The organism is Bacillota bacterium (assembly GCA_023511835.1).
Lineage (GTDB): Bacteria > Bacillota > Sulfobacillia > JAIMAT01 > JAIMAT01 > JAIMAT01.
This window is the reverse complement of record JAIMAT010000024.1, coordinates 1-25,532: the sequence shown is the minus strand read 5'-3', so window position 1 is coordinate 25,532 and position 25,532 is coordinate 1. Positions and strand designations below refer to the sequence as shown.

20 protein-coding genes are annotated in these 25,532 nt (G+C 74.5%); 12 read left to right on the top strand and 8 right to left on the bottom strand.

Translation table 11 applies throughout. The features are described from left to right. The first annotated feature begins 405 nt into the window (after positions 1 to 405). The 6 genes from K6U79_05655 to K6U79_05630 all read left to right on the top strand — a co-directional run bounded on the left by K6U79_05655 (position 406) and on the right by K6U79_05630 (position 7,880). Positions 406 to 1,017 carry a tyrosine-type recombinase/integrase gene (locus tag K6U79_05655; protein ID MCL6521847.1) on the top strand — a complete coding sequence of 204 codons (612 nt, stop codon included), beginning with the start codon at positions 406 to 408 and terminating at the stop codon, positions 1,015 to 1,017. Positions 1,018 to 1,023: 6 nt separating this feature from the next. Next, a complete protein-coding gene (locus K6U79_05650) occupies positions 1,024 to 1,479 on the top strand; it encodes a tyrosine-type recombinase/integrase (protein MCL6521846.1) in 456 nt (151 codons plus the stop codon). 51 nt (positions 1,480 to 1,530) lie between these two features. Further along, on the top strand, positions 1,531 to 3,726 hold the full coding sequence (locus K6U79_05645) for a carbon starvation protein A (GenBank protein MCL6521845.1): 2,196 nt from the start codon (positions 1,531 to 1,533) through the stop codon (positions 3,724 to 3,726). Between the two features lie 117 nt (positions 3,727 to 3,843). Further along, the gene (locus tag K6U79_05640; GenBank protein MCL6521844.1) at positions 3,844 to 4,053 is read left to right on the top strand and encodes a putative selenoprotein; all 210 of its coding nucleotides are present in this window, start codon (positions 3,844 to 3,846) and stop codon (positions 4,051 to 4,053) included. 72 nt (positions 4,054 to 4,125) lie between these two features. Further along, the gene (locus K6U79_05635) at positions 4,126 to 5,112 is read left to right on the top strand and encodes a YegS/Rv2252/BmrU family lipid kinase (GenBank protein ID MCL6521843.1); all 987 of its coding nucleotides are present in this window, start codon (positions 4,126 to 4,128) and stop codon (positions 5,110 to 5,112) included. 32 nt (positions 5,113 to 5,144) lie between these two features. After that, a complete protein-coding gene (locus K6U79_05630; protein ID MCL6521842.1) occupies positions 5,145 to 7,880 on the top strand; it encodes an O-antigen ligase family protein in 2,736 nt (911 codons plus the stop codon). 44 nt (positions 7,881 to 7,924) lie between these two features. Here the strand turns inward: K6U79_05630 and K6U79_05625 are convergent, their stop codons facing one another. Together K6U79_05625 and K6U79_05620 are read right to left on the bottom strand one after the other, a co-directional pair. Beyond that, positions 7,925 to 8,710 (bottom strand): HNH endonuclease, encoded by a 786-nt coding sequence (locus K6U79_05625; protein MCL6521841.1) that lies wholly within the window; start codon positions 8,708 to 8,710, stop codon positions 7,925 to 7,927. A 31-nt stretch (positions 8,711 to 8,741) separates the two neighbouring features. Further along, positions 8,742 to 10,058, bottom strand: coding sequence for a helix-turn-helix domain-containing protein (locus tag K6U79_05620; protein MCL6521840.1), 1,317 nt, complete (start codon positions 10,056 to 10,058; stop codon positions 8,742 to 8,744). 245 nt (positions 10,059 to 10,303) lie between these two features. On the opposite strand from K6U79_05620, the gene murJ reads away from it, so the two are divergent. Next, on the top strand, positions 10,304 to 11,875 hold the full coding sequence (murJ, locus tag K6U79_05615) for a murein biosynthesis integral membrane protein MurJ (GenBank protein ID MCL6521839.1): 1,572 nt from the start codon (positions 10,304 to 10,306) through the stop codon (positions 11,873 to 11,875). Positions 11,876 to 11,890: 15 nt separating this feature from the next. On the opposite strand, the gene K6U79_05610 is transcribed toward murJ, so the two are convergent. Both K6U79_05610 and sleB read right to left on the bottom strand, forming a co-directional pair. Then, on the bottom strand, positions 11,891 to 13,483 hold the full coding sequence (locus K6U79_05610) for a germination protein YpeB (GenBank protein MCL6521838.1): 1,593 nt from the start codon (positions 13,481 to 13,483) through the stop codon (positions 11,891 to 11,893). Positions 13,484 to 13,571: 88 nt separating this feature from the next. Next, a complete protein-coding gene (sleB, locus tag K6U79_05605; GenBank protein ID MCL6521837.1) occupies positions 13,572 to 14,306 on the bottom strand; it encodes a spore cortex-lytic enzyme in 735 nt (244 codons plus the stop codon). A gap of 101 nt (positions 14,307 to 14,407) precedes the next feature. Between sleB and K6U79_05600 the strand changes: the two genes are divergently transcribed. Continuing rightward, entirely contained in the window at positions 14,408 to 14,902 is a 495-nt protein-coding gene (locus tag K6U79_05600; protein MCL6521836.1) for an adenosine-specific kinase, read from the top strand. A 141-nt stretch (positions 14,903 to 15,043) separates the two neighbouring features. Beyond that, on the top strand, positions 15,044 to 17,047 hold the full coding sequence (locus tag K6U79_05595) for a sodium-translocating pyrophosphatase (protein ID MCL6521835.1): 2,004 nt from the start codon (positions 15,044 to 15,046) through the stop codon (positions 17,045 to 17,047). Positions 17,048 to 17,156: 109 nt separating this feature from the next. Here K6U79_05595 and K6U79_05590 read toward each other — a convergent pair whose 3' ends face one another. Further along, positions 17,157 to 17,768, bottom strand: coding sequence for a hypothetical protein (locus tag K6U79_05590; GenBank protein MCL6521834.1), 612 nt, complete (start codon positions 17,766 to 17,768; stop codon positions 17,157 to 17,159). Positions 17,769 to 17,942: 174 nt separating this feature from the next. Between K6U79_05590 and uvrB the strand changes: the two genes are divergently transcribed. The 3 genes from uvrB to K6U79_05575 are packed head-to-tail and all read left to right on the top strand — an operon-like array spanning position 17,943 to position 21,765. Continuing rightward, positions 17,943 to 20,108, top strand: a complete 2,166-nt coding sequence (gene uvrB / locus K6U79_05585; protein MCL6521833.1) for an excinuclease ABC subunit UvrB — start codon at positions 17,943 to 17,945, stop codon at positions 20,106 to 20,108. After that, entirely contained in the window at positions 20,105 to 21,082 is a 978-nt protein-coding gene (lgt, locus tag K6U79_05580) for a prolipoprotein diacylglyceryl transferase (protein MCL6521832.1), read from the top strand. The genes uvrB and lgt overlap by 4 nt, the downstream gene beginning before the upstream one ends. Beyond that, a complete protein-coding gene (locus tag K6U79_05575) occupies positions 21,070 to 21,765 on the top strand; it encodes an MBL fold metallo-hydrolase (GenBank protein MCL6521831.1) in 696 nt (231 codons plus the stop codon). Before lgt ends, K6U79_05575 begins: the two co-directional genes overlap by 13 nt. Before the next feature lie 3 nt (positions 21,766 to 21,768). Here the strand turns inward: K6U79_05575 and K6U79_05570 are convergent, their stop codons facing one another. From K6U79_05570 to K6U79_05560, 3 genes are all read right to left on the bottom strand, one after another. Then, positions 21,769 to 23,688: a molybdopterin biosynthesis protein gene (locus tag K6U79_05570; protein MCL6521830.1), complete on the bottom strand. Its 1,920-nt coding sequence runs from the start codon at positions 23,686 to 23,688 to the stop codon at positions 21,769 to 21,771. Positions 23,689 to 23,724: 36 nt separating this feature from the next. Continuing rightward, a complete protein-coding gene (locus K6U79_05565) occupies positions 23,725 to 24,960 on the bottom strand; it encodes a molybdopterin molybdotransferase MoeA (protein MCL6521829.1) in 1,236 nt (411 codons plus the stop codon). A 158-nt stretch (positions 24,961 to 25,118) separates the two neighbouring features. Then, positions 25,119 to 25,532 (bottom strand): aldehyde ferredoxin oxidoreductase C-terminal domain-containing protein (locus K6U79_05560; protein ID MCL6521828.1); only part of this gene is annotated, 414 nt, incomplete at its 5' end.

Genomic DNA, 25,532 nt, shown 5'->3' with positions numbered 1-25,532 from the left:
GAGCGGCATGGAGGCCGTGGCGGCGCAGGTGTGCCCGGCGGCGTGGACGGCCGCCTTGAAGGCGTCGGCCGCCGACCAGGCCACGCCCGAGCATCCTACGGCGGCTGCGCTTGCCACGCCCAGGAGCCCGCTCAGCGCTGCCGCCCGCCACCAGCTCGCCGACATCCGAAGAGCACCTCCGCCCGACGACGTTGGTTCCGCTGGACGCTTCTCTTTTTCCTGGCCTATTCCTGTTGCGCCCCCGGTGTGCACCCGCCGGAAGGACACCTATCGCATCTCCCGAACTGCCCGTGGTGGTCTTTCCGGAGTACTTGACCGAGTGGCTTGGGGCGGTGCGCCATCAGCTTGCCCCGGCGAGCATCGCCACCTACGGGGCGGCGGTGCAGGCCATCGGGAGGACAAGCCTTGCCACAGCTCCAGGCCCTGACCCCCCTTCACGTGGAGAGGATGTACTCTGAGCTCCTCAGCCTTGGGCTCTCACCGCGCACCGTGGCCGAGCGCGGCATCGTGCTGGGGCGGGCGCTAGGCGACGCCGTACGATGGGGCCTGCGGCCGGATAACCCGGCCAGCGGAACGCGGGCGCGGAAGCCCAGGTGGACGGCGCCTGAAATGAGGGCGCTTGACCCCGCGGAGGCGCGGGCGGTCATGGCCGCCGCCATGGCCGCCGAAACTGAGCTCGTGGGCGCCAAATACGCCCGCGCTGTGGAGCTCGCCCTCGCCACCGCGCTGAGGATCGGGGAGATCCTGGGACTCCAGTGGCAGGACGTGGGCGAGACAGCTCTCACGGTCCAGCGCTCCCTCGGAGACGACGGGGAAACCCCTGGTCCAACCAAGAGCGCCGCTGGCGTACGCACCGTCCCCCTGGCTCAGCAGGCCCGTGAAGCCCTTCGTCGGCAGCGCCTCTGGCAGAAACAGGAGCGCCTGGCCTGGGGGCCTGCGTGGAAGCAGACAGGCTATGTCTTCACCCACGAGAACGGCGAGGCCATCGGCCGGCGGACCCTCGGACTGTGGTTCTAAGGCTTCGTGCGCCGGGTGGAAGGGCTGCGGGAACCCTACCCGCGCTTCCACGACCCGCGCCACACCTGGGCCACCCTACAGCTGCGGGCAGGTACGCCGATCCACGTCGTCTCGAAGCTGCTGGGCCACTTGAGCGTCACGGTGACGCTTGCCGTCTATGCGCACGTGCTCCCCGAGCAGCACGAGCAGGCCGCCAAGGCCGTAGACGAGTGGCTGGACATTACGTCCGGTTCGCGCCCAACGCGCCGGGCAGGCAAGCCGTCGCCGCTACGTCCCCAACTGGTCCCCGAGCCAGGCCCGTCGAAACCGGAAACCAACGCCGTGCCAGGGCGCAAGGACACGCCCCGAGGCAGGGACGACTTCCGGGAAGCGTGCGCAGCGCCGGAAAAACTTGCCCGGTTGAAAGATTGCAGCGGCGGCGCTATAGAAGTTTGGGAGGCGATTGGAACTTCTATATTTTGAAATGCGCATCATGAACACAAGCTTCACGCAAAGAGGGTGAAGTTTCCGCCGATGAGCAAGGGACAGGCTTCTTCGGGCTCTTTGCATGATGCGCAGGCCGCCGCCGGCGGCACCACCGCGACCGGCCGCCCTGCCGCGGGGCGCAACCCGGCCCCCTCGTCGCCCGGCCGCAAGGCGCTGGCGGCGGTCGCCTGGGCGATCGTCGCCATCCTGGCCGCCTTCGCCTTCGCCACGCTGGCCATCCACCGGGGCGAACGGGTCAACGCGCTCTGGCTGCTGGTGGCCGCGCTCGGCACCTACGCGCTCGGCTACCGCTTCTACGCGCTCTGGATCGCCCGCCGCGTGATGGAGCTGGACCCCGAGCGGGCGACGCCCGCCGTCGTCCACAACGACGGCCGGGACTTCGTCCCCACCAACCGCTGGGTGCTCTACGGCCACCACTTCGCGGCCATCGCCGGCGCGGGGCCGCTGGTGGGCCCGACGCTGGCGGCCCAGATGGGCTGGCTGCCGGGGACGCTCTGGATCGTGGTGGGCGCCGTCCTGGCCGGGGCCGTCCAGGACTTCGTCGTCCTCTTCGCCAGCATGCGGCGGAAGGGGCGGAGCCTGGGCGAGATGGCCAGCGACGAGGTGGGGCCGGTGGGCGGCTGGATCGCCCAGATCGGCACGCTGCTGATGGCGCTCATCGTCCTGGCGGTGCTGGCGCTGGTGGTGGTCAACGCGCTGAAGGGGAGCCCGTGGGGCACCTTCGTCGTGGCCATGACCATCCCCATCGCCATCCTGATGGGCCTCTACATGCGCTTCGTGCGGCCGGGGCAGGTGGGCGAGGCGACGCTCCTCGGCGTGGCCCTGATGCTGGTCGCCCTGATCCTGGGCCGGGGCGTGGCGGCGTCGCCGGTGCTGGCGCCCCTCTTCACGCTGACGGCGCCGCAGCTGGCCGTCGCCATCATGATCTACGGCTTCCTGGCCTCCATCCTGCCGGTCTGGTTCCTGCTGGTGCCGCGCGACTACCTCTCCACCTTCCTCAAGCTCGGGACCATCGCGCTCCTGGCGGTGGGCATCGTGGTCGTCCATCCCCAGCTGCAGATGACCGGGGTGACCCGCTTCATCGACGGGACGGGACCGGTCTTCGCGGGCAAGCTCTTCCCGTTCCTCTTCATCACCATCGCCTGCGGCGCGCTCTCCGGCTGGCATACGGTCATCTCCTCCGGCACCTCGCCCAAGCTCCTGGAGCGGGAGACCGACGCGCCCATGATCGGCTACGCGGGCATGCTGGCCGAGTCGTTCGTCGCCGTCATGGCCATGGCCGCGGCGACGCTCCTGACGCCGGGCCTCTACTTCGCCATCAACTCGCCCGCCTCGGCCATCGGCACCACGGTGGCGCAGGCGGCGCACACCATCAGCTCCTGGGGCTTCACCATCGACGCGGCCACGCTCCAGCGGACGGCGCAGCTGGTGGGCGAGAAGAGCATCCTCTCGCGCACCGGCGGCGCGCCGTCGCTGGCGGTGGGCATGGCGCACGTCTTCTCGCGCTTCCTGGGCGGGGAGGCGGTGATGGCCTTCTGGTACCACTTCGCCATCCTCTTCGAGGCCGTCTTCATCCTGACGACGGTGGACGCGGGGACGCGCGTCGCCCGCTTCATGTTCCAGGGGCTGGTGGGGCGCGTCTGGCCGAAGTTCGGTGACGTCAGCTGGTACCCGGCGACGGTGCTGGCCTCAGCGCTGACGGTGGCCATCTGGGGCTACTTCCTCTACGCCGGCGCCACCGACCCGCTGGGCGGCATCAACACGCTCTGGCCGCTCTTCGGCATCGCCAACCAGATGCTGGGCGCCGTGGCGCTGGTCATCGCCACCACCGTCTTCATCAAGATGGGGAAGGCGAAGTACAGCTTCGTCACGCTGGTGCCCATGCTCTTCATGTACGCCACCACCTGGACGGCGGCGCTGGAGAAGATCTTCTCGCCCGATCCCAAGATCGGCTTCTGGTCGCACGCCAACGCCTTCGCGGCCAAGGTGGCGGCGGGCCAGATCCCGGCGCCGGCGAAGACGCTGGCGCAGGCGCACCAGGTCATCTTCAACGACCGGGTGGACGCAGTGCTGACCGGCGTCTTCCTGCTCATCATGGCCGGCATCCTGGTCGACGCGGTGCGCGCCTGGCTGCCGGTCCTCTTCGGGCGGAGGAAGCCCGAGCTGCACGAGGAGCCCTACCGCCGCCGCGTGGCCTTCCAGCCCGCGGCCGGCGGCCGCTGAGGCGGGGAGGGGCGCGGGGGACGTCCGGGGCGCCGGCTCCGGACGCCCCCGCCGTGGCGGCGGGTCACCGGCGAGCCCGTCGCCCCCGCCGGCGGATGCGGAGGAAGGGGTGGCGAGATGGAGGGCGAACCGTTGCGGCGGCGCCTGGGACGGGCCTGGCGCCAGGCGGTGCGCGTCACCCGCGCCGTCGCCGGCATCCCGGACTACGACCGCTACCTGGAGATGCACCGGGAGCGGGGCGAGGAGCCGGAGCTGAGCCGCGCCGACTTCTTCCGCCTCGAGGTGGACAGGAAGTACGGCTCCGGCGGCGGCATGCGCTGCTGCTGAACCGCTCCCCGGCGCCCGCGCGCGTCCGCGCGGGATGGTAGGATAAGGGCCCGGGAGTCGGCCGAACCGCCGGTGCGGACGTGGGCCGTGCGCCTCCGGCCGGATCGCGCCCCCGAAACCTGGTGCGAGGTGGAACGCTTGGAGGCCTGGTCCATCGTCAACCCGGCGGCCGGGCGCGGCGACGCGCTGCGCGCCTGGCGGCAGCTGGAGCGCGAGCTGCCCGAGGCGGCCGGGCTGCGCCTCTTCCAGACCGACGGCCCCGGCCACGCCGCCCGTCTGGCCCGCCAGGCTGCCGAGGCGGGCGCCGAGCGGCTCGTGGTGGTGGGCGGCGACGGGACGGTGGGCGAGGTGGCCCGCGGCCTGGTGGAGAGCGGCCTGCCGGCGGAGCGCCAGCCCGTCGTGGGCATCGTGCCGGCCGGCACCGGCAACGACTTCGGGCTCGGCCTCGGCCTGCCCCAGGCGCCGCGCGAGGCGCTGGAGCGGGGGCTCTACGGCGAGGCGCGCCCGGTCGACCTGATCCGCGTCGAGATCCCGGGGCGGGGCAGCTTCCTGGGCGTCAACACCTTCGGCGCCGGCTTCGACGGCGCCGTGGTCCGCGAGGTCAACAGCGCCTGGTACAAGTCCTTCCTGGGCGGCCTCAGCTACCATACCGCGGTGCTCAAGGGGCTCCTCACCTTCCGGCCGCTGACCGCCTGGCTGGCCGAAGAGGGGGGCGAGGAGCGCCGCTACGAGCGCGTCTGGCTCTGCAACTGCGTCAACACCGAGCGGCTGGCCGGGGGCATGCGCGCGGCGCCAGGGGCGGACGCGTCGGACGGGCGCCTGGACCTCTTTCTGGCGCACGACCTGTCGCGGGCGGGCGCCCTGCCGGTCTTCGCCCGCGTCATCCAGGGCCGGCATCTGGGCGACCCGCGCACGCTGGTCCACCGGGTGACGGCCTTCACCGTCCGCTTCGCGGAGGAGGTGGCGGCGCAGCTGGACGGCGAGGGGCTCGGCCTGGTGGCGCCGGGGACGCGGCTGCGCGTCTCCGTCCTCCCCGGCGCGGTGCGCGTGGCCCGCTGAGCCGCTCCGGCGACGGGACGGAGGCGAGAGCGGTGAGCGATGCGAGCAGGGGGCGGCCCCGCCGGCGGCCGCCTCGCGGCGGGGAGCGGGCGGTGCGCGCGGCGCCCGCCGCGCCGGCGGCGCGGTCGCACGCGGGCGGGCAGCCGCGGCCCGCGCGGCGGGCATGGGAGGACGGCCCGCTGGCGGGGGCGCTCCTCCTCCTGGTGCTGACGCCCTTCTTCCGCGGTCTCTACTTCCCCTTCGAGCAGATGGTGGCGCTCCTCGCGGCCATCCCCCTGGCCGCGTGGGCGCTGGCGCTCCGCTTCCGGAACGGCCCGGCCGACCCCTGGGCGGCCTTCCGCGGGCGGACGGCGGGGGCGGTGCTGCGGGCCCACTGGCCCGACCTGGCGGCGGTCGCCCTCTTCGCCTTCTACGTCCTCTCCACCCTGGTGGCCGTCGACCGGCGCGCGGCCGTCCAGGAGGACCTGAAGCTCCTCCTCTACCTGCTGGTCTACCTGGTCGTCCGCCTGGCCGGGCTGGGCTACGGCCGCCCCTCGCCGGCGGCGGCCGAGCGGACCGCCCTGGCGGTGGCGGCGACGCTGGTGGTCAGCGCGACGGCCACGGCCGTCGCCGGGCTGGGCGTGGCGGCGGGCAGCTGGCGGTACAACGGCGCCTGGGACGGGACGCGCCTCTACTCGGTCTTCCAGTACCCCAACACGCTGGCGGCCTACCTGGCGGCGGGCCTGCTGGCGGCGCTGGGCCTCTGGGCGCGCGGCCTGGGCGGCGAGAGGGAGCCCGCGGGGCCGTCGGCGCGGCCGGCCCGCGCCCGGCTGGCGGCGCTCCTGGCGCTGGGGGCGGCCGGCTACGTGCTCCTCTTCGCCTTCGTCTTCACCTACTCGCGCGGCGCCTACCTGATCCTTCCCCTGACCGCGCTGGTCGGCCTCGGGCTCCTGCCGCGCGGCCGGCGCCTGGCCGCGGTGCTGGAGGGGGCGGTGCTGCTGCTGGCGCTGCTGCCCGGCGGCCTCGGGCTTCTGGGTCCCTCCTTCCCGCACCAGGCGGGGGCGCTCTACCGGGCGATGCAGGCAGGCCGGGCGCCGGCGGGCGCGGGTTGGGGGGTCTGGGCGACCCTGCTGGAGGGGCTGCCGCTGGCGGTGGCCGGGAGCGCGCTGGTCGCCCTCTGGGGCGAGCGGGCGGCCCGCCGGGCGCTGGAATGGGCGGCCGAGCGGCCCCTGCCCGGCGCCGGCGTCGCCGGGGCGCTCCTCCTGGGCGCCGCCGCGCCCTCCGGCCTCCTGGCGCTCCTGCCGGCCAGCCTGGCCCAGCGCCTCTCCCATATCGGCCTCTCGGAGTACAACGCCTGGTCGCGGCTGGACTGGGCGCGCGACGCCTTCCGCCTGGGTCTGCGCGACCCCGTCCTGGGCGGCGGCGGCGGCGCCTGGAACGCGCTCTACCACCAGGTGCAGGCCTACCCCTACTGGTCGACGCAGGTGCACGACGCCTTCGCCCAGGTCTGGGTGGAGGCGGGCGCGCTGGGGCTGGCCGCCTTTCTGGCGCTCTGGGCGGGGCTCCTGCGCGGGACGCTGGCGGCCGTGCGCGCCGCCGGCGCCGCGCTGCCGGGCCGGCGGGCGCTGGCGGCGGCGGCGGGGACGGCGGCGCTCTACCTGGGGCTGCACAGCCTCATCGACTTCGACCTCTCGCTGGCGGCGGTCTCCGTGGCGCTCTGGGCGCTCCTGGCCGCCGTCCAGAACCTCGCCGACCAGGCGCCGGCCTGGGCCGCCGCCGCGGCCGGCGAGGCGCGCCCGGGGGCGGCCGCGGCGGCGGCGCCCGTGCCCCGCGCGCTCCGGCGCCACGGGGAGGAGCGGACGGGCGCGGGGACGCAGGTGCTGGCCTTCTCGGCGCTGGCGCTCCTCTTTCTGCTGACGCTCTCCCTGGCCGTCGCCTTCCGCGACGGCCAGGCGGCCGCGCAGGCGCTCAACGGGCACCGCTACCAGCAGGCGGCCGACCTCTTTGCCCGGGCGGAGGCGCTCGACCCCTGGACCGGCTCCTTCCGCTTCGACCGCGGGCAGGCGCTGGCCGCCCTGGCCGCCGGCCAGCCGGGCGGGCCGGCTTCGCCGGGCGGCCAGCCGCTGCTCGCCCAGGCGCAGGCGGAGATGGCGCGAGGCGTCGCGCTCAGCCCGCAGGACGCCAACATGGCTTCGATCTACGGTGCCTTTCTGCTGCAGCACGGCCAGATCCAGGCGGGGCTCCGGCAGCTGGAACGGGCCGTCGCCCTGGAGCCGAAGGTCTCCGGGGGCTACGACAACCTGGCCAACGCCCGCTGGCAGGTGGCGGTCCAGGCGGCGCTCCAGGCCGCCGGGGCGTCGCCCGCCCCGGCCGGCGCCGACGCCGCGGCGCTCCGCAGCGAGGCGGCGCGCCAGCTCGAGGCGCTCCGGCAGCTCTGGAGCCGCTACCAGGCGGAGCGGAGGACGGCGCCGCCGCAGGCGGTGCGCGAGGGCGTGGTCATGCCGGCCCAGACGCCCATGTGGGATCTCCGCCTGGGCCAGCTGGCGCTGGTCGAGGGGAGGCCGGCGGAGGCGGCGGACAGGATCGCGGCGGCGCTGCCGGGGCTGCCGGCGCAGCTCCAGCCCGAGGCGGCCGCCTGGTGGCGGCTGGCGGGCCGGCCGGCCTCCTCGCTGCCGGCACAGGCGGCGGCCGTGCTGCGGGCGCAGCAGGGGACCGCCGGCTTCGAGGCGCAGCTGGCGACGGCGGAGCGGGCTCTCCGGGCGCTGCGCGCGGCGGGCGGCGGCCGCTGAGGGCCGCCGCCCGCCCCTCCGCGCCGGCTGGCTGCGCGGCGCGGCTAGGCGCCGCAGGCGAAGCGTTCGTCGAAGAGATCGCCCACCCAGGGCTCGAGCCAGACGCCCCGCGGGCGCGGCGGGGCGGGCGGGAAGGCGGCCGCGGCCTCCTCCGCCGGCCGCGCCTCCCGCGGGGCGCGGCCGCGCCGGCGACGCCGGCGGCCCTTGCCGCTCCCGGCGGGCGCCGCCGCGGCGGGCGCCTCCGTGCCCGCCGCGGAGCCGGAGGCGAGCAGCGCCGCACCGTCCGGGCGCTCGGCCGTGCCGGCCTCCGCCCGGGCGCCCTCCTTCCAGCCGCGGGCGCGGAGGAAGGCCAGGACCACGGGGTGGGTGGGCCGGATGCCCTCGGCGGCGACGAACTCCTCCACGCTGCGGTCGCCGCGCCGCCCGTTGCACTCCTGGCAGCTGCAGACGCAGTTGTCGAGGGTGGTCAGGCCGCCCTGGGACCAGGGCAGGAGATGGTCGATGGTGTTGCCCGGGGCGCCGCACCAGGCGCAGCGGTAGCGGTCTCGCTGCAGCACCTGGCGGCGGATGCGCCGGGCGACGAAGGGGTTGTAGACCAGCTGGATGGTGGAGCGGCCGCGCCACCGCGCCCGTCCCAGGCGCACTTCCTGGAGCGCGGTGCTGCGGCTGCAGGGGTCGAGCTTCAGGCCGTCGCTGGTCAGCACGCGGATCGTGCGTGCCTCCTCGCGCGGGCGCCGCCCGGCGTCCCGGGCGCCCGCGACCGCGGCTACGGCCTGTGTCGCTGCCGCGGAAATCGGCTGCCCCTCCTCTCGCGATCGTTCCTCCCGCATCCGGCCGGGGGAGCGGGCGACACGGGCCCGCCTAGGCCGTCCTGGACTCCGCCTCCACGCCCAGCGTGCTGGTCAGCCGCTGCAGGAAGCGGTCGAACCCGCTCCCCCGCAGCTCCTCCGCCTCGGCCAGCGCCCGCCCCGCCTCGCAGAGCGTACGGCGCAGATCGCTCCCCCCGCCCGCGCCCGCCAGCAGTGCCGTGCTCTCCAGGAAGCCCTCGAAAGCCTCCTCGACGGCGCCCGCCTCGCGCAGGGCGAGCGCATGGGCGCGCAGCGCGCAGCCACGCAGGCGCGGCTCGTCGCCGGCCAGCTCCAGCGCCTCGGCGGCGTACTGCCGGGCCGTCGCCGTCCCGCCCAGCGCCAGCTCCGCGCCGACCAGGTCGACCAGCGGCCGCACGCGCTCCCCGCCCGCCAGGAGCTGGAGAGCCTCGAGGAGCGCCTCCCGCGCCTCCCCGAAGCGGCCCAGGTCGGCCAGCGCACCGCCGCAGAGCGCCTGGGCGCGGGCGCGCCCCTCCTCGTCGCCCAGCTCGGCGAAGAGGCGGGCGGCCAACTCGCCCCAGCGCAGCGCCTCCGCCGCCTCGCCGCGGCGCCGGTGGACATCGGCCAGAGCCAGGGCGACGCCCGCCGCCTCGGCGCCTCCCTCGAGGCCGGGGGCCGTACCCGCCTCGCCGGGGGCGCCGGCCAGCTCCTGCCAGGCCGCCTGGTAGTATTCCCTGGCCAGGTCGAGGAAGTCCATCTCCAGGCAGAGATCGCCCAGCCGCCGCTGGACGGCCAGGCGCAGCTCCCGCTCCTCCTCCTCTACCCAGGCGAGGAGGTGGCGGGCCGTCATCAGGCGCTCCAGCAGCTCCACCCGCCGCCCCTCGGCCTGCTCCAGCTCGGCCAGGCGGAGGTGGATGCGGACCACGCGCGCCCAGTCGCGCTCGGCCATGGCCCGGTCGAGGCAGGCCTGGAAGGTGGCCAGCGCCGTCTGCGTCCGCCCCTCGGCCAGCGCCCAGAGGCCGAGCCGCCAGAGGACCTCGGTCACCATTCGGTTCCGTCCCTTGCTGCGCGAGATGGCCACCAGCTTGGCCATGGCGCGCCGGGCCAGGTCGCCCATGCCGCGCTCGAAGCAGCGCTGGCCGAAGGCGAGGAGATGGGCCTCGCCGTCCGTCTCGGAGAGGTAGAGCTCGTAGAAGTAACCGTCAGGCAGGCCCAGGCCGCGGGTCATGGTGTCCAGCGTGTCCACCGAGGGCCAGATGTGGCCGAGCTCGACGGCGCTGACGGCCGCGCGCGTAAGGGTTCCGGCCACCTGGGCCTGGCTGAGCCCGCGTTCGATGCGCATGGCGCGGAGGCGTCGTCCCAATGTGGTCATCTCGGCCGCAGCGGTCCCCCCGTCCGTGGATGGATGCGTTGCAACGGATCGATCGTCGTCGCAAGCGTAGCAGAAAAGCGCGCTCTTTGCACACGAAGAGCTATTTTCGCTATTCTGCCACAAGCTGGAGAAAGGGGGAAGGAGAAGGCACCCGCCTGCGCGCGCTCCAGGGTGTATTCTTTCTTTCCGGGTCCGGACGCCCGCCTCCCGGCAGCGGAGAGGCCGGCGCAATCCCGCGAGAGGGCGTGTGGGACAAGTCCGTGATCAACAGGCGCGAGTTCGCCCGTGCGGCCGGTCTGATCGCGGCCGCCACGGTCGCCTCCAAGCTCCTGGGCTTCGTCCGCGAGAGCGTCATCGCTGCCCGCTTCGGCGCCAGCGGCCTCACCGACGCCTACGTGGTGGCGCAGACGGTACCCAACCTGGTCTGGCTGGTGGTGGGGACCGCGCTCTCCACCACGGTGGTGCCGGCCTACACCGCGGAGCACGTCCGCGACCCGCGCCGCGCCACGCAGCTCTACTCGAGCCTGATGATCCTGGTCAGTGCCGGGACGCTTCTGCTGGCGGCGCTCATGTGGGGGCTGACGGCGCCCATGATCCGGCTGATCGCGCCGGGCTTCCCGGAGGAGCGCATGGCGCTGGCCGTCCACCTGACGCGCATCCTCCTGCCCATGATGTTCTTCCTCTCGGTGGGCGCCATCCTGACCGGGGTGGAACAGGCCCACCGCCGCTTCACCCTGCCGGCCCTGGCACCGGTCTGGCAGAACCTGGTGGTCATCGCCTCCGTCCTCTTCCTCTCGGGGCGGCTGGGCATCGAGGCGGCCGCCCTGGGGCTGGTGGTGGGGACGCTGGCCCAGACGCTGGCGCAGCTCCCCGGCATGCGGGGGCTGGGGCGCTTCCGCTGGAGTGTCGACCTCGGCCAGCCGGCGCTGGCCGACGTGGGCCGGCTGATGACGCCGGTGCTGCTGGGCATGGTGGTGGTCCAGCTGAGCCCGGTGATCAACCGCATGCTGGGCTCGAACCTGCCGCCGGGCAGCATCTCGGCGCTCAACTACGCCAACCTGCTCTTCATGTTGCCCACCGGCCTGTTCACCGCCGCCATCAGCACGGTCCTCTACCCGGAGCTCTCCGACCGCGTGGCGCGCGAGGATGAGGGGGGAGCGCTGCGCCTGACGCGGCGCGGGCTTGACCTGGGGCTTCTGATCGGCCTGCCGGTGGCGCTCCTGATGATCGTGCTGGGGGTGCCCGTGGTCCGCTTCCTCTTCGAGCACGGGGCCTTCGACGCCCACGCGACGCGGATGACGGCGCTGGGGCTGGCCATGTACGCCGCCGGGCTGCCCGCCGCCACCACCCAGGACGTGCTGCGCCGGACCTACTACGCCCGACAGGACACGCGCACGCCCATGGCGGTCAACATCGGCGGGGTGGCGGTCACCATCCTGCTCAGCTTCCTCCTGGTGGGTCCCATGGGGCTGGGCGGCCTGGCCCTCGCCGCCACGGTCGCCACCTGGGTGCAGACGCTCTGGCTGGCGGCCGTCTTGCCCGGCCTGCACCAGGCGCTGGCGGGCGAGGCGGGCAAGTGGCTGCGCATCCTGCTCGCCTCGCTGGCCATGACGGCGCTGGACGCGGCCTGGGCGCGCTGGGCGGGCGTGCCCGGGCCGGGGACGGGCCTCCTGCACCAGGCGCTCTGGCTGGCGGTGGCGGGCCTCCTCTCCGCCGCCGCCTACGGGGGTGCGCTCTGGCTGCTGCGCGTGCCCGAGGTGGGCGAGCTCCTCTCCGCCGGGCGGCGGCTCTGGGCCCGCCGCCTGGCCGCCTCCTGACCGGGAGCCTCCCGCTCAGAGGGTCAGCTCGCCGCCCGGCGTCGGGAGCATGAGCAGGATCTTCTCCTCCGACCCGTCCAGCGCGTTGACGTAGATCAGGTAGAGCGACTTGGCCGAGCGGGCGCGCACCTCCCAGGCCAGCACCTCGCGGCCGGAGTCCAGCGGGATGAGGGCCAGGCGGCTCCCTTCCACGGAGAGCTGGTCGGCGGGCGGCAGGCCGCGGCCGGCGGCGCCACCGGTGGCGACGGCGGCCGCCTGGGCGGCGCTCAGCCGCGGCGCGGGCAGTGTCCGCGGCCGGTGGCGGAGCCAGTAGGCCAGGCCGTCGAAGCCGGTCACCTCGCCGTTGTCCAGCGCCACGCGCACCTTCAGCTGGTCGGGGTAGAGGAGCACCCGGCCGCCGCCCGGCGCCGGCGCCGTGTCGGCCAGCGTCACCGTCGCCACGCCCGCGCTGACCAGGCTGTAGGTGGGGACGGCGCCGGGGAAGCCGAGACGGCGGACGAAGTCGGCGGCGATGCGACGGGCGTCGGCCGCGCCCAGCGCCGCCCGCCCCGGCAGGCGGTCGGAGAGGAGGGAGAGGACGTGGCCGCCGGCCTGCCAGACGTCGACGGTCAGGTGCTCGCTGCCCCCTGCCCTGCGGCGGACCAGGCTGAAGCGATAGACGGGGAGCGGCCCGTGGACGCTCTGGGCCGAGCCGGAGAGCGACCAGGCGGGGCCGCCGCCCCGGCCGCGGCTGGCCTCGGCCCAGGCCAGCGCCACGCGCTGGGCGGCCGCCGCCGTCACCGGGGCGCCGCCCGGCGCGCGCGGCGTCATGGCCAGCGCCTGGTCGGCGAAGGGGCCGTCGTAGGCCAGGGAGGGCAGCCGGTCGACGGCCCGGTTGGCCGCGGCCAGGCCGGCGAAGAGCGGGTCGACGACGGGCACGGCCGCCCCCCGTGCGCCGGAGGAGGCGCGCGGGGCGGGGGCCTCCGCCCGGGCGCGGCGCCCCGCGGCCCATGGCAGGTGGAGCGCCAGCGCGGGGCGCGGCTCCAGCGCCGCGCTCCAGAGGTAGTGGCGGGCGGTCAGGTTGCGCGAGGTGGCCTGGAGCTGGCCGTTCCACTGCGAGAGCGCCCTGCGGAGAAGCGCCAGCTGGGAGACCTGGGCCTGCGCCAGGCTGCCGCCGGCCGGCGCGGAGCCGGCGCTCATCTGGTCGGCCAGGGTGTGGGCGTAGTCGCCCAGCTGCGCCAGGAACTTGCGCGTGGGGGAGAGGTCGAGGCCGGAGAGGGGCAGGAGCGCCAGCGAGGACTGCGCCTGCGAGGCGTAGCGCCAGACCTCCTGCAGCTGGTAGGCGCGGCGGGCCGGAGTGGCGGCCACGAGCGCCTTGTCCAGCGCCACCTCGGCCTGCGCGCTCCGGTCCAGCGTATCGTAGAAGGCCTGCTGGTAGCGCGCCTCCAGCGCCGTCTGCATGCGCAGGCGGGCCGAGTGCTCCCAGCCGCCCCAGGCCAGCGCCGCCACCAGGGCGAGGCCCAGGAGGGCGCTCAGCCAGGCCGGCGACTCCCCCCGGAAGAGGCGCCGGCCGCGGCCCGCGCGCCCGCGCCCCGCCTCGCCCTGCGCCGTTCGTTCCTCTCCTGCCATGCTCTCCATCCTCCTTCGGTCGCCCCGGCTCCCTCCGTCGCCCCGGGCCCCCGCCCCCGGGCCGGGGGCGGGGGCCCGGGCCGCCCGCTCAGTGGGCGAAGACGTGGTGGCCGATGGTCAGGGCGATGGGCCGCGTCCAGATCCAGCCCGAGACCGCCTTGGCCGGGTTCCAGAAGTAGAGCGAGCCGTAGGTGGGATCCCAGCCGTTGAGCGCGTCCTCGGCCGCCTGGTAGGCGGTGGCGTCGGGCGTCACCTGCCAGATGAGGCCGTTGGAGACCGACTCGAAGGCGTCGGGCTGGAAGACGACGCCCGCCACCGTGTTGGGGAAGGCGGGGTTGCGCATGCGGTTGAGGATGACCGCCGCCACCGCCACCTGGCCGGTGAAGGGCTCGCCGTGCGCCTCGGCCATCACCAGCCGGGCGAGCAGGTCGACGTTGCCCGAGCGCAGGCTGCCCACCGCCGCGGCCGGCGAGTAGGCGGGCGTGGCGGCCGCCGGCTGGGCGGAGTAGCCCAGCGCCGCCCAGGTGCGGGCGCCCACCGTCCCGTCCACCGGCAGGCCGTTCCGGCTCTGGAAGAGGCGGACCGCCTCCCAGGTGGAGGCACCGTAATAGCCGTCGATGGGACCGTGGTAGTAGCCCCAGGAAGCCAGGCGCTGCTGGGCCAGGCGGACGGCGTCGCCCGAGCTGCCCCAGTAGAGCGTGGGCAGCGGCGCCGCCGTAGCCGGCCGCCGGGCGGGGGCGAGGACGGCCCCGGCGGCGGCGAGGAGCAGGGCGCCGAGGAGCAGCGCCGCGGCGCGGCGCCGCAGGGAGATCGGGCGGGGCATGCTTCCTCCTCCTGTCGCCTCGAGTTCTGGTGGACCTAGCCTCTGCCGGGGAAGGATGCGGATATGCGCGCGCGAAGAGGCACCCGGAAAGGAGGGCCGCCATGGGGGGATTGGCATCCGTCGAGGTGGTGCGGGTGGAGAACCCGCAGGAGCTCAACCTCATCTTCGGCCAGAGCCACTTCATCAAGACGGTGGAGGACCTGTACGAGGCGCTGGTCCAGTCCGCGCCCGGCATCCGCTTCGGCATCGCCTTCAACGAGGCCTCGGGGGCGCGGCTGGTGCGGCGCGCCGGCAACGACCCGGAGCTGGTAGAGCTGGCGGTGCGGAACCTGCGCGCCATCGGCGCCGGTCACGCCTTTCTGATCTTTCTGAAGGAAGCCTTCCCGATCAACGTCCTCAACGCGGTCAAGGCGGTGCCCGAGGTCTGCCGCATCTACGCCGCCACCGCCAACCCGCTGGAGGTGGTGGTGGGCGTCAGCGAGCAGGGGCGCGGCGTCCTGGGCGTCATCGACGGCTACCCGCCCGTGGGCGTGGAAGGGGAAGAGGAGGAGCGCGACCGCCACGCGCTCCTGCGGCGCTTCGGCTACAAGCTCTGAGCGGCGCGCGGGGGCGGCGCCCCGGGTGCAGGCCGGGCGGCGAGCGACTAGAATTCTTTCATTGTGAGCCGAGCGCCGCCGGCGCTCCCGCCGGGGCCGGCCGGCGCGGGTGATTCCACGAAAGGGGCGGAGATCAGCGACGTGTCTACACAGCTCTTCTGGTTAGCCCTCGTCGTCGGGCTGGTCACGCTGGCCGCCGGGGGGCTGGCGGTCTCCTCGGTGCTGCGCATCCGCGTCGAGAACCCGGAGATCGAGCGCATCGGCCGCGCCATCCAGGAGGGGGCGGTCGCCTACCTCTCCCGCTCCTACCGGACGCTGGCCATGGTCGCCGTCGTCCTGGCGGTGGTGCTGGCGCTCTCGCTGGGCCTCGGGCCGGCGCTGGCCTTCCTCTTCGGCGGCGCCCTCTCGGCGCTGGCCGGCTACGCCGGCATGACGGTGGCGGTTCGGGCCAACGTCCGCGTCGCCCAGGTGGCCGACCGCTACGGCCTGCGCGGGACGCTGCGGCTGGCCCTGCGCGGCGGCGCGGTGACCGGCCTCTTCGTCATCGGCCTGGGCCTGACCGGGATCGCGGTCCTGCTTCTCCTGCACGTGCCCGACTCGACCACCGTCGGCTTCGCCTTCGGCGCCAGCCTGATCAGCATCTTCGCCCGCCTGGGCGGCGGCATCTACACCAAGGCGGCGGACGTGGGCGCCGACCTGGTGGGCAAGGTGGAGCAGGGGCTGCCCGAGGACGACCCGCGCAACCCGGCGGTCATCGCCGACAACGTGGGCGACAACGTGGGCGACGACGCGGGCATGGCCGCCGACCTCTTCGAGACCTTCGTGGTGACGCTGGTGGGCTCGCTGCTCCTGGCCCACCTGGTCCATCCGGGCCAGCCCGCCTACGCCGGCTACATCCTCCTCCTGGGTTCGGCGGGCGCCGTGGCCGCCATCCTGGGCGCCTTCGTCAACGTCAGCACCGACCGGCCCGAGGGGATCATGCCCGCCCTCTACGGAACCACCGCGGTCACGCTCGTCTTCGCCGCGCTCCTCTTCCTGGGGGCGACGCTCTGGATGGGCCTGCCGCTCCGCTACTTCGCGGCCGCCCTGCTGGGCGTGGTGGTGACCGCCGTCCTCATCGTCATCACCGACTTCTTCACCTCCAAGAAGTACGGCCCCATCAAGCGCCTGGCCGAGTCGACGCGCAGCGGGCCGGCCACCGTGGTCATCTCGGGCACCGCGCTGGGCTTCCGCTCCAGCTTCGTGCCGGCGCTGGTCATCGCCGCCGCCACGCTGCTGGCCTACGTGCTGGGCGGCATCTACGGGATCGGCGTGGCGGTCAGCGGCATGCTCTCCCTGGTGGGCTTCATCATCACCCTGGACGCCTACGGGCCGATCACCGACAACGCCGGCGGCATCGCCGAGATGGCCGGGCTCAAGTCCGAGGTGCGCAGGATCACCGACGCCCTGGACGCGGTGGGCAACACCACCAAGGCGGTGACCAAGGGGTATGCCATCGGCTCCGCCGCGCTGGGCGCGCTGGTCCTGTTCGGCTCCTTCGTCCACGAGCTGGCCGGGCGGCTGGGCGACCGGGCGGCCTTCGACCTCTCCGACCCCTTCGTCATCGCGGGGCTGCTCCTGGGGGCGCTCCTGCCCTTCCTCTTCGCCTCCTACGCGCTGGAGGCGGTGGGGCGCGCGGCGCTGGGCGTGGTGGAGGAGGTGCGCCGGCAGCTGCGCGAGCGGCCCGGCATCCTGGACGGCACCGAGAAGCCGGACTACGGGCGGACGGTGGACATCGTGACGCGCGGGGCGCTGCGCAGCATGACGCTACCCGCGCTCATCCCGGTGCTGGCACCGCCCATCGTCGGCTTCGGGCTCGGCTCCCACGGCTGGCAAGCGCTGGGCGGACTCCTTCTGGGGACGCTGGTGAGCGGCTTCTTCCTGGCGCTCTACCTGACCACCAGCGGCGCCGCCTGGGACAACGGCAAGAAGTACATCGAGGACGGCGCCTACGGCGGCAAGGGGACGCCCGAGCATGCCGCGGCGGTGGTGGGCGACACCATCGGCGATCCCTTCAAGGATACGGCCGGACCGGCCGTCAACCCGCTGATCAAGATCGTCAACGTGGTGGCGCTCCTCATCGTGCCGCTGCTGCTGATCGGCTGAAGCGCCGGCGGGCGGGAGGCGAGCGAAGCGGGGCGGCCCCTGCGAGGAGGCCGCCCCTTCTGCCGCGCGGGAGCCGCGCGGGGCCGGGGCGCCTGCGGGCGCGGGCGCCTCAATCGCCCCCGGCGGGACTTTCGCCGGTGGCGGGGCGGTCCGAGCCGGCCGCCCGGCCGCCGTAGCGCTCCACCAGCTCCCGGCGGCCGATCCAGACCAGCGTGGCGCGCCGGCGGCCGGCCGCGGCGGGGGAGCGGCCGGCGCCCGCGCGGCGCGGGCGGCGGAGCCAGTCCTCGTACCAGCCCAGGAGCCGGGACTGGCCGGGCGGTAGCTCCGCCTCGTGCCAGCCCAGGCGCCCGGTGAAGGCGCCGAAGAGGCTCCGCCCGAAGCAGACCGCGTACTGGGGCGGCACCTCGGGCCCGGCCAGGTAGTCGGCCAGCGCCCGCATCTGGCGCCGGGCCATGCGCAGGAGGGCGAAGGTGGCCTGCGGGTCGACGGGGCCGTCGGCGCCCGCCTGGCGGAGCCAGCGGTTGTCCAGGTGGACCTCGATGGCCGGCTGGCCGTCGCGGAGCACCACCTCGCCCCGCTCGTCGCGGACCTCCGGACCGCGGTAGCGGGTGAGGGCGGGCAGGTAGATGGTGGGCCGCCCCTCCGCGTCGTAGACGCGGCGGGCGCGGGTGAGGCGGTCGAAGGCCCAGTCGACCAGGTCGCGAACGTCGAGACGCGTCATGGATCGATGAAGCCGCCTCCCGGTTTCCGGACGGGCGGCGCCGCGCCCGCGCCGTCGGCGGCGCGGCCGGCACCGTAGCCAGCCTAGCAGAGAGTGGCGGGGAGGGGGGAGGGGGCCGGGCGGGGCGGACTTCCTGGCGCTCCGGGTTAGGATAGGCGGGGAGGAGGGGCGGGCATGGGCAAGGTGATCGAGCTTCCGGGCGGAACGCGGGGGAGGGACCGGGAGCAGGTCTTCCGGGTGGAGGCGCCCTTCGCGCCCGCCGGAGACCAGCCCAAGGCCATCGAGGAGCTGGCCCGGGCGCTCCTCCCGCCCGCGCGGGGCGGGCGCGGCGAGCGCTATGTCACGCTGCTGGGGGTGACCGGCTCGGGCAAGACGGCCACCATGGCCTGGACCATCGAGCGGATCCAGAAGCCGACGCTGGTCGTCGCTCCCAACAAGACGCTGGCGGCCCAGCTGACCAGCGAGCTGAAGGAGTTCCTCCCCCACAACGCGGTGGAGTACTTCGTCTCGTACTACGACTACTACCAGCCGGAGGCCTACATCCCGTCCAGCGACCTCTACATCGAGAAGGACGCGCTGCGCAACGACGAGATCGACAAGATGCGCCACTCGGCGACCAGCGCGCTCTTCGAACGGCGCGACGTGGTCATCGTGGCCAGCGTCTCCTGCATCTATGGCCTGGGCTCGCCCCAGGACTACCGCGACCTGGTCCTCAGCCTGCGCGTCGGCCAGGAGCAGCCGCGCGAGCGCATCCTGCGCCGGCTGGTGGACGACCAGTACGAGCGCAACGACGTCAACCTGGTGCGGGGCAAGTTCCGCGTCCACGGCGACGTGATCGAGGTCTTCCCCGCCTCCAGCTCGGAGCGGGCGCTGCGCATCGAGCTCTTCGGCGACGAGATCGAGCGCATCCTGGAGTTCGACCCGCTGACCGGCGAGGTCTTCGGCGAGCGGGACCACGTCGCCATCTATCCCGCCTCGCACTACGTGACCGAAGCGCAGAAGATGCGCGCCGCCGTCGGCTCTATCGAGGCCGAGCTGGAGGAGCGGCTCCGCGAGCTGCGCGCGCAGGGGAAGCTGCTGGAGGCCCAGCGCCTGGAGCAGCGGACGCGCTACGACCTGGAGATGATGCAGACCGTCGGCTACTGCAACGGCATCGAGAACTACTCGCGCCACCTGACCGGGAGGAAGCCGGGCGAGCCCCCCTATACGCTGCTGGATTACTTCCCCGACGACTTCCTCTGCATCATCGACGAGTCGCATGTGACGGTGCCGCAGATCGGCGGCATGTACCACGGCGACCGCTCGCGCAAGGAGGTGCTGGTGGAGTACGGCTTCCGCCTGCCCTCCGCGCTGGACAACCGGCCGCTCACCTTCGAGGAGTTCCTCGGGCGCGTGCCGCAGATCCTCTTCGTCTCGGCCACGCCCGGCCCGTGGGAGCTGGAGCACTCCACCACGGTGGTGGAGCAGATCGTCCGCCCTACCGGCCTCCTCGACCCCGAGGTGGAGGTGCGGCCGGTGGAGGGGCAGATCGACGACCTGATCGGCGAGATCCGCAGGCGGGTGGCGCGGAACCAGCGCGTCCTGGTGACCACGCTGACCAAGAAGATGGCCGAGGAGCTGAGCGACTACCTGCGCGACCTGGGCGTCAAGGTGCGCTACATGCACTCCGAGGTGGAGACCATCGAGCGCATGGAGCTGATCCGCGACCTGCGCCTCGGCGTCTTCGACGTGCTGGTCGGCATCAACCTCCTGCGCGAGGGGCTCGACCTGCCCGAGGTCTCGCTGGTCGCCATCCTGGACGCGGACAAGGAGGGCTACCTCCGCTCGGAGCGCTCCCTGATCCAGACCATCGGGCGTGCGGCGCGCAACGCCGAGGGCAAGGTGATCCTCTACGCCGACACCATCACCGACTCCATGAAGGCCGCCATCGAGGAGACCTACCGGCGCCGCGCCATCCAGGAGCGCCACAACCGCGAGCACGGCATCACGCCGCAGACCGTGGTCAAGCCGGTGCGCGAGGTGCTGGAAGCGACCCACCCCGTCGACTCCGCGGCCGGGACGGGCGGCCGTCGCCGGGCGGGACAGGCGGCCGAGGCGCGGGCGGAGTACTGGCTCCAGCCGGGCCGCAGCCTCAAGGAGGTGCCGGCCCGCGAGCTGCCGCAAGTGATCGAGCGCCTGCGAAAGGAGATGAAGGAGGCGGCCCGGCTGCTGGAGTTCGAGCGGGCGGCGATCCTGCGCGACATGATCGCGGAGCTGGAGCAGCTGCGCGAGGCCCGCGCCCAAGAGATCCGGGCGGAGCGCACCAGGCGGCCGCGCCCCGCCGAGGAGGCGAAGCGGTGAACGAGGTCGACCCGAGGCAATCCGAGGAAGCCGGCGCCGGCGTCCAGAGACGGCTTCCGGCCTGGTTCTGGGCGGTGGCCGGGCTGGTGGGGGCGGGCGTGCTCGTCTGGCTCCTGCGCCCGGTCTTCGCCGGCAAGGTGGCGGTCCACCCGGTCCTTCTCCAACTGGGCCCGCTGAGCGTCCGCTGGTACGGCGTCCTCATCGCGGGCTCCTTCATCCCCGGCTACTACCTGGCGCGGCCCTACGCGGCCCGCCTGGGCGTCGACGCCGACACCCTGATCAACTTCACCGTGGTCGTCGCCGTCGCCGGCTTCGTCGGCGCCCGCGCCGGCTTCGTCATCCAGAACCTGGCCTACTACGGCCGCCACCCGCTGGACGCGCTGGCCACCTGGCAGGGCGGCCTCTCCATCCACGGCGCCCTGGTGGCGGGCCTCCTGGCCGCCTGGCTCTTCAGCCGGCGGCTGCCGCGGCGGGTGGGGCTGTGGGGGATGCTGGACGTGGCCATGCCCAGCGTCCTCCTGGGGCAGGCCATCGGGCGCTGGGGCAACTTCTTCAACCAGGAGCTGTACGGGTACCCCACCAACCTGCCCTGGAAGATGTACATCGCCCCCGAGCACCGCCTGCCCGGTTACGAGAACGTCGCCTTCTACCATCCCACCTTTCTCTACGAGTCGCTCTGGGACGCCGCCGGCGCCGCCTTCCTCTTCTGGTACCGCGGGCGCCCCTTCGCCCGGCGGGGCGACGAGCTCTGGCTCTACCTGGTCACCTATTCGGTCGGCCGCTTCTGGGTCGAGTTCTTCCGCATGGGCGGCACCATGATCGCCGGCCTGACGCTGGCGCAGTGGGTCAGCCTGCTCCTCGTCGCCGTCGGCGCGGCCGGCTGGCTCTGGAACCGGCGCCGGCGCCAGGAGCCCGAGGGGGAGCCCGAGGAGGCGGCCGCCGTCACGGGGGGTGGCGATCCGTGCGCTGGCTAGGTCACGCTTCGTTTCTCGTCGAGCTTCCCGGCGGGCCGGTCTGGGTGACCGACCCGCCCGATCCGGCCGTCGGCTACCCCGAGCCGGAGGTGCGGGCGGACGTGGTCACCGTCTCCCACGAGCACTACGACCACAACCACGTGGCCTCGATCCGCGGCCGCCCGCTCGTCCTGCGCGGCCTGGCGCCCGGCGGCGGCTGGGCGCAGGTGGACGAGGCCGTCGGCAACGCCCGCTTCCGCAGCGTGGGCGTCTACCATGACGCGCGCCAGGGCGCCGAGCGCGGGCGGAACGCCTTCTTCGTGGTGGAGGCGGACGACGGGCAGGGTGGCCGCCGGCGCTACGCCCACGCCGGCGACCTGGGCCACGTGCCCGGGCCGGAGCAGGTCGCGGCCATCGGTCCCGTCGACCTGCTGATGATCCCGGTGGGCGGCTTCTTCACCCTGGAGCCGGAGGAAGTGCTGCGCGCCGTCGAGCGCCTCCGCCCCCGCGTGGTGGTGCCCATGCACTACGCCACCTCGCGCACGCAGGGAGGCCCCGGGCGGCGCGGGCTGCCCATCCAGCCGCTGGAGCGCTTCCTGGCGCTCTGGAAGGGGCCGGTCCGGAGCCTCCCCGACGACGCGCCGCTGGAGAGCTCGCCGCTGCCGGCGGAGACGGAGGTCTGGGCCTTCGAGACCTTCCGCTGAGCGCTACTGCTCCAGCCAGACGGTGCCGGCGTCGCGGCAGTCGTAGCCGCCCAGCGCCTCCACGCTGCGGCGGAAGGCGGGCGAGGCGATGAGCGAGCGGACCAGCCGCCCGCGCGGGCTCTCGTAGAAGTCGCGCGCAAAGCAGAGGTCGTAGCGCTCCTCGGCTACGGGGACGAAGTCCAGGCCCATGGCCCGCGCCGCCGAGAGGACGCCCAGGCCGACGTCGGCCGTGCCCGCGGCCACCGCCGCGGCCACGCCCAGGTGGGTGGTCTCCTCGCGCTCGTAGCCGCGGACGGCCGCGGGCTCGACGCCGGCGCGGGCCAGCAGCTGGTCCAGGAGCAGCCGGGTGCCCGCGCCGCGCTGGCGGTTGACGAAGCGGACCTCGGGGCGGGCCAGGTCGCCGGCGTCGCGGATGCCCAGCGGGTTGCCCGGGGCGACGATCCAGCCCTGGCTGCGGTAGGTGAGGTGGACGACCGCCAGCGGGACGCCGGCCAGGTACTTCCTCACGTAGGGCAGGTTGTACTCGCCGCTCTCCGGGTCGAGGAGGTGGAGGCCGCCGAAGTGCGCCTCCCGGCGCCGGAGGGCGAAGATGGCGCCCATGGAGCCGGCGTGGGTGGAGACGAGGCGGAGGCCGGGCTCGATCCGTCGCAGCTCGCCCGCCAGGAGGTCCAGGGCCATGTCGTGGCTGCCGGTGACGACGATGTTCTGCTCCAGCTCGGCCGGGTCGCGGAGCAGTTCCACCTCCACCTCCTCCCCCTGCTCGTAGCCCTGGCTGCCGGGCGGCACGACGAGGAGGCCGTCGGCGCGGACCAGCGACATGGTGGCGCCCGCCTCGCGCGAGAGCGGCTGGGCGACGAGCCGGCCGCCGACGGAGCCGACGGTGACGCGGACGAAGTCCTCGGTGCCCATGGCGGAGACGATGCGGCGGCCGGCCAGGGCGCGGACGCGCGGCCGCCGGGGCAGCGGCTGGCCGAGGGCGCGGGCGAGCAGCGGCCGGACGAACCAGTCCAGGGCCAGGTAGGCGGAGACCGGGTAGCCGGGCAGGCCCACCACCGGCTTCCCGCGCGCCCGTCCCAGCAGCACCGGCTTGCCGGGATGGGTGGCCACCCCGTGGACCAGCACCTCGCCCAGCGAGGCCAGCACCTCTTCCGAGTAGTCCTCGGAGCCGGCCGAGGAGCCGGCGTTGAGGAGGACCAGGTCGTGGCCCTCCAGCGCCTCCTCCAGGCGCCGGCGAAGCGCCTCGGGGTCGTCCGGGGTGGGGGGGAAGCGGACGGGTTCCGCGCCCCACTCGCGCAGGTAGGCGGCGAAGACGACGCTGTTGAACTCGACGATCTGGCCGCGCTCCACCCGCTCGCTCGGTTCCACCAGCTCGTCGCCGGTGGGCAGGATGGCGACGGTGGGGCGCGCCAGGACGGGCAGGCGGAGGACCCCGCCGGCCAGCAGCGCGCCCAGGTCGACCGGCCGGAGCCGGTGCCGGTCCGGCAGGAGCAGCTCGGCCGCCATCACGTCCTCGCCGACGGGACGGACGTGCTGCCAGGGGCGCGCGGGCTCCAGGATCTCGACGGTCCCGGCGTCGACCCAGTGCAGGTGCTCGGCCATGATGACCGCGTCGAAGCCCTCGGGCAGCGGATCGCCGGTGTCCACCTCGACGAACTGCTCCTCCCGGCGGAGCCGGACCGGCCGGGTTTCGCGCGCCTCGAAGGTGTCGGCGGCGCGGACGGCGATCCCGTCCATGGCCGCGGAGGGATAGGCCGGCGAGGAGAGGCGGGCGAAGACCGGGGCCGCCGTCACGCGCCCGGCGGCCTCGGCGGTGGGGACCTCCTCCACCCGGGCGGGCAGGGAGACCGCCTCCAGCCATCGCCGGCGCGCCTCCTCCAGGGGGACGTCCTGCAGGTAGAGCGTCCGTTCGCGCTTCTTGGTCATCCGTATCGCCTCCCGCTCGGCGCCCCTCCCGGCCGCTCAGACCAGGGGGAAGACCTCCACCGTCTCGCCCTGGCGGAACCCCTCCCGCTCGGGGGGGATGGCCAGGAAGCCGTCCGCCTCCAGCAGCGTGCCCACGAGCCCCGACTTGCCGAAGACCGGCTCCGCCCAGAGTTCGCCCTCCCGCTCCACCAGCCGGATGCGCACGTAGGTGCTCTCGCCGGGGTGCGAGGCCAGGTTCCGCGCCAGCCGGGCCCGCCAGAGCGGCCTCGGCGGACGCGGCCGCTCCCCGTCCAGGCGCGCCAGAATAGGCCGCACGAAGAGGTGGTAGATGAGCAGGGCCGAGACCGGGTGGCCGGGAAGCCCCACCACCGCCTTCTCGCCGATCCGGGCCAGGAGCGCAGGCTTGCCGGGGTGGAGGGCGACCCCGTGGACCAGGACGCCCGGCCGGCCCAGGCCGGCGATGACGCGCTCGGTCATGTCCTTGGTGCCCACCGAGCTTCCCCCCGACAGGAGCAGCACGTCGTTCTCGGCCAGCAGCGCGGCGGCCCTGCGCGCCAGCTCGGCCTCGTCGTCGGGGACGATGCCGGCGTAGCGGACCCGGGCGCCGTCCGCCCGGGCGGCGGCGGACAGGGTGACGCCGTTGACGTCGCGCACCTCCCCCGGCTCCAGGTGCGGGCTTGTCGCCGGCCGCACCTCGTCCCCCGTGGAGAGGACGGCGACGCCGAGGCGCGGGCGGACGGGCACCTCGCTCCGCCCTGCGGCGGCCAGCGCGGCCAGGTCCTGGACGCGCAGGCGGTGGCCGGGGGGCAGGAGCGGCTCGCCGGCGCGCAGGTCCTCGTCGCGCCGGATCACGTTCTCCCCGGGCGCCACCGGGCGCAGGACGTTGACCAGGTCGTCCAGCTCCTCCACGTGCTCGATCATCGCCACGGCGTCGGCGCCCGGCGGCAGCATGGCGCCGGTGGGGACGTAGACGGCCTCCCCCGGGCCCAGCGGCCGCTCCGCGGCGCGGCCCATGGCCACGGCGCCCGCCAGCTTCAGCATGGCGGGGAGCGACTCCGAGGCCCCCGTGGTCTCGGCCGCCCGCACGGCGTAGCCGTCGACGGTGGAGCGGTCGAAGCCCGGCACGTTCTCGGGCGCGGCCAGCTCCTCCGCCAGCACGCGCCCGGCCGCCTCCTCCAGCGGCACGCGCTCGGCCTCGCGCTCGAGCGGCGCGAACTCCCGCTCGATGAGCGCCAGCACCTCGGCCACGCTCCGCACCTCGAAGAGCTGCATCCTCTCGCCTCCTCCCGCCGCCCGGCTCCTCCCGCCCGCTGCGGCAGGAAGCCGCCCCGGCCGGGGCGGCTTCCCTTCTCCTCCTCGTCCCGGCGGGCCCGCAGCGCACCCGCGCCGGCCCGGCCTGCGGCGACCCCGCGGCGGGTGGCGCGCGCGGCTTACGCGGCCCGGGTCCGCCCCTCCAGGCGCTCCTTCGCCGGCGGCTCGATGCCCAGCTCGCGCAGCTTGGCCTCGGGGACGACGCCGTCCTCCCAGCCGCGGAGCGCGTAGTACTCCCGGAGCATCTCCGCCAGGTGGACGACCGAGCCCTCGCTCCCGCCCGCCGCCGGCTCCTCCAGGAAGCGGCGCGGCAGCGTGTCGTCCTTGCCGGTGAAACCGGCCAGGTTGTTGTAGTACCGCTCCAGGTTGTAGATCCGCTCGCCGATGCGCATCACGTCCTCGGCGGTGATGGACCAGCCCGTCACGGCCGAGAACTGCCGGGCGTAGTTCTCCGCTCTCTCGGCGAAGGCGGAGAACTTGCAGACGTCCATGGAGTCCGAGAAGGCGTGCAGGTCCTGGAACGTCTTGAGCAG

Excerpts from the sequence above, each read along its gene's own strand:
- K6U79_05645 (MCL6521845.1), top strand. The coding sequence starts at position 1,531 with ATGAGCAAGGGACAGGCTTCTTCGGGCTCTTTGCATGATGCGCAGGCC.
- K6U79_05640 (MCL6521844.1), top strand. The coding sequence starts at position 3,844 with ATGGAGGGCGAACCGTTGCGGCGGCGCCTGGGACGGGCCTGGCGCCAG.
- K6U79_05625 (MCL6521841.1), bottom strand. The coding sequence starts at position 8,710 with ATGCGGGAGGAACGATCGCGAGAGGAGGGGCAGCCGATTTCCGCGGCA.
- K6U79_05620 (MCL6521840.1), bottom strand. The coding sequence starts at position 10,058 with ATGACCACATTGGGACGACGCCTCCGCGCCATGCGCATCGAACGCGGG.
- K6U79_05610 (MCL6521838.1), bottom strand. The coding sequence starts at position 13,483 with ATGGCAGGAGAGGAACGAACGGCGCAGGGCGAGGCGGGGCGCGGGCGC.
- sleB (MCL6521837.1), bottom strand. The coding sequence starts at position 14,306 with ATGCCCCGCCCGATCTCCCTGCGGCGCCGCGCCGCGGCGCTGCTCCTC.
- K6U79_05600 (MCL6521836.1), top strand. The coding sequence starts at position 14,408 with ATGGGGGGATTGGCATCCGTCGAGGTGGTGCGGGTGGAGAACCCGCAG.
- K6U79_05590 (MCL6521834.1), bottom strand. The coding sequence starts at position 17,768 with ATGACGCGTCTCGACGTTCGCGACCTGGTCGACTGGGCCTTCGACCGC.
- uvrB (MCL6521833.1), top strand. The coding sequence starts at position 17,943 with ATGGGCAAGGTGATCGAGCTTCCGGGCGGAACGCGGGGGAGGGACCGG.
- K6U79_05570 (MCL6521830.1), bottom strand. The coding sequence starts at position 23,688 with ATGACCAAGAAGCGCGAACGGACGCTCTACCTGCAGGACGTCCCCCTG.
- K6U79_05565 (MCL6521829.1), bottom strand. The coding sequence starts at position 24,960 with ATGCAGCTCTTCGAGGTGCGGAGCGTGGCCGAGGTGCTGGCGCTCATC.